The organism is Flavobacterium sp. ZB4R12, from assembly GCF_048276375.1.
GTDB classification, from domain to species: Bacteria; Bacteroidota; Bacteroidia; order Flavobacteriales; family Flavobacteriaceae; genus Flavobacterium; species Flavobacterium gawalongense.
Genome location: NZ_JBLNKS010000033.1, coordinates 1 through 8739 on the forward strand (window position 1 = coordinate 1; position 8739 = coordinate 8739).

Sequence of the window (8739 nt, forward strand, 5' to 3'; positions counted from 1 at the left end):
AATCGGTATAATCTGTACAATCTGTGGGCTAATATTTATGCTTTATAAATGTACAAACGACGAAAATTATATTCGAAATGATTTTAGTCCGCATTACGGATAGTCATATAAAATTTTGTTAAAAATACAATTATTTTACGATTTAATGAAAAATAAATGAGGTTTTGAAAAAGAAGGGAATAATACTGAAATTTTTAAATTTCAGTATTATGAATTTTTATTTAGTAACAAAAAAAGCGCTCACCAAAGGCGAACGCTTTTATAAATTTCAAATAAATTTTTAATTATTTTTTATCCATCCATTTTCTGGCATTGACAAACGCTTCATGCCAAGGCGAAACTTCATCGTCTCGGTCTTTTGGATAATGTGCCCAGTTCCATTGGAACGTTGAACGCTCAATATGTGGCATCATTACCAAGTGACGTCCTGTTTTGTCGCAAAGCATCGCAACGTCAAAATGAGAACCGTTTGGATTAGCAGGATAGTCTTCGTAGGCATATTTAGAAACAATATTATAATTTTCTTCACCCATTGGCAAGTTAAAGTTTCCTTCTCCATGCGAAACCCAAACTCCCAGTGTACTTCCTGCTAATGAAGAAAGCATCACTGAATTATTTTCTTGTACCGTTACTGATGTGAAAATACTTTCGTGTTTATGACTTTCGTTATGTAGCATTTTTCCGTGTACTTCATGCTCTGGATTAATCACTTCCAATTCCATAAACAATTGGCAACCGTTACAGATTCCAACAGATAAAGTATCTTCTCTTTTGAAGAAATTGTCTAAAGCTGTTTTTGCTTTTTCATTGTATAAAAATGCTCCAGCCCAACCTTTGGCAGAACCTAAAACATCTGAATTTGAGAATCCGCCAACAGCCCCGATAAACTGAATGTCTTCCAAAGTTTCACGTCCCGAAATCAAGTCGGTCATGTGAACATCTTTTACATCAAACCCGGCTAAGTACATGGCATTCGCCATTTCACGTTCGGAATTACTTCCTTTTTCACGAATAATTGCTGCTTTTGGACGCGGTTTTGAGTTGTCGATAACTGGTTTTTTTCCTGTAAAATGCGTTGGAAAAGTATAGTGTAAAGCTTGATTTTTATAATTGTCGAAACGCTGTTGTGCTGTTCCGTTCTTCGATTGTTTTTGGTCTAATAAAAATGAAGTTTTGTACCAAACATCTCTGTATTTGGCAATGTCTAATTTACAAGGTCCAAAGTCTAATGTTGCTTCGTTCGTAGCAGTTCCTAATTTGTAAAAAGCAACATTATTTGCTTTTAATTTAGATTCAACTTCAGCATCCGATTTTGCTTGAAAAACAATTCCAATATTTTCTGCAAAAAGATATTTGATAATGTCTTTTTCTTCGAAAACAGAGAAATCTATTTTAGCTCCCAAATTCACATCGGCAAAACACATTTCCAATAAAGTAGTAATTAAACCACCACTTCCAATATCGTGTCCAGCAAGGATATTATTATCTAGAATTAATTCTTGTATTGTATTGAAAGCTCTTTTGAAAAATGCAGCGTCTTTAATCGTTGGGACTTCATTTCCAATAGTATTCAACGTTTGTGCAAACGAAGAACCTCCTAATTTGAAATCGTCTTGAGACAAATTGATATAATAGATAGATCCGCCATCTCTTTGTAAAACAGGCTCCACTACTTTTCTAATATCAGTACAATTTCCACCTGCTGAAATAATCACCGTTCCCGGTGCGATTACTTCATCATTTGGATATTTTTGTTTCATTGAAAGGGAATCTTTTCCTGTTGGAATATTGATTCCCAATTCGATTGCAAAATCAGAACAACCTTGTACAGCTGCGTACAAACGAGCATCTTCCCCTTCGTTTTTGCAAGCCCACATCCAGTTAGCAGAAAGAGAAATTCCATCCAAACCATCTTTGATAGGCGCCCAAACAATATTCGATAATGCTTCTGCAATGGCAGTTCTGCTTCCCGCAACAGGGTCAATTAATGCTGCAACAGGAGAGTGACCAATAGAAGTTGCGATTCCTTCTTTGCCTAAATAATCCAAAGCCATTACACCACAGTTGTTCAATGGCAATTGCAATGGACCGGCACATTGTTGTTTGGCAACTTTACCACCAACACAACGGTCCACTTTGTTTGTTAACCAGTCTTTACAAGCTACAGCTTCTAATTGAAGTACTTGCTCTAAGTAAGTGGAGATATTTTTTACCGTATAGTCTAAATCAGCATAGTTTCTTTCGATTGTTTTGTCTGTCATCACCACTTTTGGAGAACTTCCAAAAAAGTCTTCCAAGGCAAAATCCATTGGTTTGGCACCTGTTGATTTTGATTCGAAAGTAAAGCGGTGATCTCCAGTTACGTCACCCACTTGATACATCGGTGAACGTTCCCGGTCGGCAATTTTTTGCAATAAATCAATGTTTTCCTTACCAATAACCAATCCCATTCTTTCTTGAGATTCGTTACCGATTATTTCTTTTGCCGAAAGGGTAGGATCTCCCACAGGCAATTTATCTAAATCAATTAATCCACCGGTATCTTCCACTAATTCCGAAAGACAGTTTAAATGTCCGCCAGCACCATGATCGTGAATGGAAACAATTGGATTGATATCGCTTTCTACCAAACCACGAATGGCATTGGCAGCACGTTTTTGCATTTCCGGGTTCGAACGTTGAATCGCATTCAATTCAATTCCTGAACTAAAAGCTCCGGTATCTGCCGAAGAAACTGCAGCTCCACCCATTCCGATTCTATAATTTTCTCCACCAAGGATAACAATTTTATCACCTGTTTGTGGTTTTTTCTTAATCGCCTGATCTAATTTTCCGTAACCAATTCCACCCGCTTGCATAATTACTTTGTCGAAACCTAGTTTGCGAGCGTCTTCTTCGTGTTCGAAAGTCAGGATAGAACCTGTAATTAACGGTTGTCCAAATTTGTTTCCGAAATCAGAAGCTCCGTTAGAGGCTTTGATTAAAATATCCATTGGAGTCTGATACAACCATTTTCTTTCGGTCATGCCGTTTTCCCATGGTCTGTTTGCTGATAGACGAGAGTACGAAGTCATGTAAACTGCCGTTCCTGCCATTGGCAAAGAACCTTGTCCACCTGCTAAACGGTCCCGGATTTCTCCACCAGAACCTGTTGCAGCTCCGTTGAAAGGCTCTACCGTTGTTGGGAAATTGTGCGTTTCTGCTTTTAATGAAATAACCGAATCAAATTCTTTTATTTCATAAAAATCAGGTTTGTCAGCACTTTTTGGAGCAAATTGTTGTACACGCGGCCCTTTTACAAAAGCAACGTTATCTTTGTATGCCGAAACAATATCGTTAGGGTTTTCTTGTGACGTTTTCTTGATTAATTTGAATAAAGAAGATTCTTTTTCTTCTCCATCAATTATAAAAGTTCCGTTGAAAATCTTGTGACGACAGTGTTCTGAATTGGCTTGTGAGAAACCAAAAATTTCAGAATCCGTTAGTTTTCGTCCTAATTTAATCGCTAAATTATCCAAATATTCTACTTCTTCCGGACTTAAAGACAATCCTTCTTTTTTATTGTAGGCAGCAATGTCATCGATGTCCAAAATAGCTTCCGGAAGTACGTTGATAGTGAAAATATCTTGATTTAATTCAGCATATTTTTGCGAAAGCATGGGGTCAAAATCAGAAAAATCAGCTGTTGCTTTGTGAAATTCCTCGATTCTAATGATTCCGGAAATTCCCATATTTTGGGTGATTTCCACTGCATTGGTACTCCAAGGCGTTATCATAGTGGCGCGAGGACCAACAAAAAAATCCGTCAATACGGATTTTTCTATTTTATAGGAGTTGGCAAAAAGCCAGTTGAGTTTTGAAATGTCTTGAGCCGAAATTTCGTTTTTCGTTTGTACTGCAAAAACAGTTTTGCTTTGGTTTTCAAAGAAATGGATCATTGTTTTTTAGTTTGTTGTATTGCGATGCAAATTTAGTTTAAATAAATAGTACGAGCAAATGTGAAAAGCAAAGACTTTGAAAAATTAAACGGGTAAAAAGTATAACATGAATTTCACGAATTAACACAAATTATTTTTTGACACTTTCTAATGCTTTGAAATCATGATTTTTTTACAAACTTATATTTTCTTCAATATCTTATATGGTGAAAAAGTATATTAAATGAGTTGACCATATAAGAAATATAAGAGCATATCAGAGAAAAAAGGAAACTAATTTGTTTTATGACAAAAGTGTTTCAAAAGTCTCTGGACGTGGTAAAAAAATCTTGTTAGAATGAAATTATTTATGGAATGGTTTGTTTTGATACGCCCCTAAATCAGGAGGTAAAGTTCTTGTGTTTCCTATAACATCCAACGGAATTAGATACGCCGAATTCCCTTTTGCGAAAGCGGCGGAAGTCCCGTCAATGTTGAATTTGTTTAGGGAAACATTCAGGAATTTAGGATCTTTATTTAAAAGAATTGCATTGTAATGTGCTGCATCCGTTTCAAATTGATAATCTGGATTTGTGGTAAATTGGTTGGAAAGATTATCAAATTTAAGCAGGCAATTATTGAATTGGAATGCAAATGTAGCGCCTATTTTTTTGTTTAAAATCATTTCGTTGGAGTACGAGCCGTAGATAATACAATTATTGAATGTTGCTTCGGTCAAATCTTTCACTTCCGGAACGGCTCCCAAAATGTAATTACTCACCAAAACCGCCACTTGTTCTGGGCTGTTCCAATTGTTGTTGAAAGTACAATGGGTAAATTTATAATTCCCGCCGTACGAACAGGCTAAACCAGCTTGTCCCGCATTATTGATGACCAAATTCTCACCATTAATTTTTGCGGTCTGTGCCAAAATCCCATAGTTAGCTGAATTATATATTTGGGTGTTTTTTATAGTTGTAGTCGTTCCGTCATTGTTTTGAATCAGTAAACCAATAGTTGCATTTTTGATGGTGAGGTGGTTTATGATATTGTTAGTACTGCCATCAGTAAGCCAAATCGTTCCCCATTGTCCCTGAACATCTGAGTAATCCGGTTCTAATCTATCGCCTTCAAAAATGACTTCTTTTTCCAGTTTGTCCGTTGTAGATGTTGCTCCATTTATATGTATTGATGCATTATTAGATACGATAAGACCGGAATTCGCATGAAAATGGACTCTGGCACCCGCATCAAAAATTGCCGTTTTTCCTGAAGGAACGGCGGCGTAACCATAAATAACATACGGTTTTTTATTGGTAAACAGCAATTCATTACCATTTACGGGATCATTTTCATCGAGGTAAAAACCATCAATTTTTTCTTCACCAATAGGAAGCGTTTCGGTGGTTCCATCCGCAAAACGTTTTGGATAAAGAAAAACGGCATCCTGAATGAGCGTCACTAATTCTATTTTTTGCAAATTTTCGCCACCATCAAACTGAATTTGGTCGGTGTATAAAAAGTCTGTTGGGTTGGCATCGGCAATATTAGCGGTGGTTTCTATGAAAATATACAAACTGTCTTTGGCAAGAAGGTCAACATTGTTGAATATTTTTCCGTCGGTTCCCTGCATTCCGTCCACCGTCATTCTATATTTAGAATTCAATCCTTTTCCTAATTTTATGGTTGGAATAGTAATGTCATTTTTACTGTGATTGTAGACTTTAAGTCGGTAGGTGCTGGATCCTATGTTGGTAAAAACGGTGTCTAAGTAGATAGTGTCTTTCGAAAAGGCCAAATCACCCGTGCTGGCTACGGTCTCAAAATCAGAACGACAAGCGCAAAGAGACAGCAATATTCCAATAAAAAGCAATAAAGTTATCGAACGCATTTCGTTAGTTTTTTTGTAAAAATAGGGATTAATTTGAAAAAAAATAACCACAAAAGACACAAAAGGAAAAGGAAGTCATAAAAGAACGGAAAAGCAATGCCTAAAATTTAAGGGCTTCTATTGTTTTATGAAAATATTTAAGAATTAATCATTACAATCTTTTGTTTTTGAAAAGCAATAAGAAGCTTTTGTGCCTTTTGTGGTGAAAAACCAAATTATTCTATAGTGACGAAAAATATATATAGCGGTCTGTCGTTTTTTGGTTTAAACATAAGCATACTATTTATACTTTTACAAAAAAATAAACATGACATTCGACAAAGAAAAAATCCTTCAATATTGCAATCAAATCTCAGAAAACACATTGATGCAAACACTGAATATTGAATTTACTGATGCAGGAGAAGATTATTTAGTGGCAACAATGCCGGTAAATTCCTCAGTGCATCAGCCTATGGGATTATTACACGGAGGCGCTTCGGTGGCTTTGGCCGAAAGTGTGGGGAGTGCAGCGTCGATGTTATATGTGAATTCAGAACACAGTGAAGTGCGCGGAATTGAAATATCAGCAAATCATTTGAAAGCAAAACGGGACGGAATCGTAACGGCAACGGCAAGAATAGTTCACAAGGGGAGAAGCATTCATCTTTGGGAAATACGGATTACGGATGAAAAAGACAATTTGATTTCGCTTTGTAAATTGACGAATATGGTTTTGCCAAAAAGAAAAAGTGAAGACAAATAATGGACGTAATTTTAGATAAAGCCAAAAATCAATTAGAGCAAAATTTACCTTTTGTATTGTATTGCAAACCCAATTCAGATATGATAATTGGACTTTTTCAGCAGAATGATGAATTGTATAAAGTAAATGATTTTAGCGAAAAAGGCTTTGTTTTTGCTTCTTTTGATGGCAATCAAACCTATTTGATTCCTGAAAATCAGTCTGAAATAGTTGGTGTTATTTGGGACAAAAAAAAAGTTGACGTTCTTGAAAGGGAATTTAAGGAACCAAATGGAGCGGCCAAAAATAATTTTGAAAGATTGGTTGCCAAAGGAATTCAAGCCATTGAAAATGGCGAATTCAAGAAAGTGGTTTTATCCCGAAAAGAAACAGTTGATTTGGTTGATTTCGATTTGGTTACGGCCTTCGAAAAGTTGGTTCAGTTGTATCCTGCTACTTTTGTGTATTGTTTTTTTCATCCAAAAGTAGGGATCTGGCTTGGCGCTACACCCGAGCAATTGTTAAAAGCCAATGTGAATGTATTTGAGACAATGGCTTTGGCGGGAACTCAAAAGGATAACGGCTCGGGGGAAATAGTTTGGGATAAAAAAGAGAAAGAAGAACAGCAATATGTTACGGATTATATAGTTTCAGCCTTGCAAGGCGTTGCTTTGGAAGTTTCGGTTACCAAACCCTACAGTGTCAAAGCGGGAAGTATTTGGCATATAAAAACGGATATATGGGGGGTATTGAATTCGAACTCCAGTTTGCAGCAAGTAATCAATTTATTACATCCCACGCCAGCAGTTTGTGGTTTGCCAAAAGATCAATCCAAAGCTTTTATTTTGGAAAATGAAAATTACGAAAGGAGTTTTTATACCGGTTTTTTGGGGGAATTGAATAGCAGTTTTGCAACAGATTCGGTAAGCTCTAATTTGTTTGTAAATTTGCGCTGTATGCAAATTGTAGATTCTCAAGCGTATTTGTATATGGGTTGCGGCATCACAAAAGACAGTATTCCGGAAAAGGAGTGGAGCGAAAGCGTCAATAAATCAATGACGATGAAAAGGGTTTTAGATTTCAGATAAAAGATTTAAAATTTTAGGTCTACAGGAACTTTAAACATTAAACTAAAAAAACATTAAACAAAATTTAGATGAAATTAGATATACTTGCTTTTGGTGCGCATCCCGATGATGTGGAATTAGGTTGTGCAGGAACTATTTTAAAAGAAATTTCGTTAGGGAAAACCGTTGGAATCGTTGATTTGACTCGTGGCGAATTAGGAACGCGTGGTTCAGCTGAAATTAGAGATCAGGAAGCGAATGCTGCCGCAAAAATTCTAGGCGTTTCGGTACGGGAAAATCTGGAAATGCGTGATGGCTTTTTTGTCAATGACGAAAAACACCAGTTGGAAATCATAAAAATGATTCGCAAGTATCAACCGGAAATTGTGTTGTGTAATGCGGTTGACGACCGTCATATCGATCATGCAAAGGGAAGTAAATTGGTTTCGGATGCTTGTTTTTTATCAGGATTGAGAAAAATAGAAACTATAGTTGATGACGAAAATCAAGCTGCATGGAGACCAAAACTAGTCTATCATTATATCCAGTGGAAAAATATAGAACCTGATTTTGTGGTCGATATTACGGGCTTTACAGATAAAAAAATCGAATCTATTTTGGCTTATGGCTCCCAGTTTTATGATAAAAACTCAAATGAACCGGTAACGCCTATAACTTCTAAAAACTTCTTGGAAAGCCTAAATTATCGTTCACAGGATTTAGGAAGGCTTGTAGGAGTAGATTATGCCGAAGGTTTTACGGTTGAAAGATATTTGGCAGTCAATAGCTTAGGAGATTTGATATAATTTTGCTGTAATTTTTTAAAAAAATTATTTGCAAAAGTAAACTTATGTTGTATATTTGCAACCGCTAAGCAAATGGTGGTTGTAGCTCAGCTGGTTAGAGCATCGGTTTGTGGTACCGAGGGTCGCCGGTTCGAACCCGGTCATCCACCCAAAAAGGCAAAAGCCTCGAAGAAATTCGGGGCTTTTTTTGTGGGATAAACTTTCGTGGGATTGCTCGATTTTATTGGTCCCAAAAGTAGTTAAAACTATGCACTTTAGTGCATTTCGCTTTTAGCTTCTAAAAATGTACATTTGAAATATGGATTTTCAAAGAACAAATGGACATACAGTATCA

At 36.4% G+C, this 8739-nt stretch carries 5 protein-coding genes and 1 tRNA gene; 4 read left to right on the top strand and 2 right to left on the bottom strand.

Annotation, left to right across the window (positions count from 1 at the left end; translation table 11 throughout):
* Positions 1-284: 284 nt before the first annotated feature.
* Together purL and ACNO7W_RS16105 are read right to left on the bottom strand one after the other, a co-directional pair.
* Positions 285-3938, bottom strand: coding sequence for a phosphoribosylformylglycinamidine synthase (purL, locus tag ACNO7W_RS16100; RefSeq protein ID WP_417938889.1), 3654 nt, complete (start codon positions 3936-3938; stop codon positions 285-287).
* A 343-nt stretch (positions 3939-4281) separates the two neighbouring features.
* Complete coding sequence (locus tag ACNO7W_RS16105) at positions 4282-5808, bottom strand: hypothetical protein (RefSeq protein ID WP_417938890.1); 1527 nt, start codon at positions 5806-5808, stop codon at positions 4282-4284.
* A gap of 307 nt (positions 5809-6115) precedes the next feature.
* Here ACNO7W_RS16105 and ACNO7W_RS16110 point away from each other — a divergent pair, with 307 nt between their 5' ends.
* The 4 genes from ACNO7W_RS16110 to ACNO7W_RS16125 all read left to right on the top strand — a co-directional run bounded on the left by ACNO7W_RS16110 (position 6116) and on the right by ACNO7W_RS16125 (position 8554).
* The gene (locus ACNO7W_RS16110; protein ID WP_417938891.1) at positions 6116-6553 is read left to right on the top strand and encodes a PaaI family thioesterase; all 438 of its coding nucleotides are present in this window, start codon (positions 6116-6118) and stop codon (positions 6551-6553) included.
* Positions 6553-7620 (top strand): chorismate-binding protein, encoded by a 1068-nt coding sequence (locus ACNO7W_RS16115; RefSeq protein WP_417938892.1) that lies wholly within the window; start codon positions 6553-6555, stop codon positions 7618-7620. Before ACNO7W_RS16110 ends, ACNO7W_RS16115 begins: the two co-directional genes overlap by 1 nt.
* A 68-nt stretch (positions 7621-7688) precedes the next feature.
* Positions 7689-8405 carry a bacillithiol biosynthesis deacetylase BshB1 gene (bshB1, locus tag ACNO7W_RS16120; protein WP_417938893.1) on the top strand — a complete coding sequence of 239 codons (717 nt, stop codon included), beginning with the start codon at positions 7689-7691 and terminating at the stop codon, positions 8403-8405.
* Between the two features lie 75 nt (positions 8406-8480).
* A tRNA-His gene (locus ACNO7W_RS16125) sits at positions 8481-8554 on the top strand.
* Positions 8555-8739: the final 185 nt, after the last annotated feature.

Coding starts and splice junctions, on each gene's coding strand:
- ACNO7W_RS16110 (WP_417938891.1), top strand. CDS start 6,116: ATGACATTCGACAAAGAAAAAATCCTTCAATATTGCAATCAAATCTCA.
- ACNO7W_RS16105 (WP_417938890.1), bottom strand. CDS start 5,808: ATGCGTTCGATAACTTTATTGCTTTTTATTGGAATATTGCTGTCTCTT.
- bshB1 (WP_417938893.1), top strand. CDS start 7,689: ATGAAATTAGATATACTTGCTTTTGGTGCGCATCCCGATGATGTGGAA.
- ACNO7W_RS16115 (WP_417938892.1), top strand. CDS start 6,553: ATGGACGTAATTTTAGATAAAGCCAAAAATCAATTAGAGCAAAATTTA.
- purL (WP_417938889.1), bottom strand. CDS start 3,938: ATGATCCATTTCTTTGAAAACCAAAGCAAAACTGTTTTTGCAGTACAA.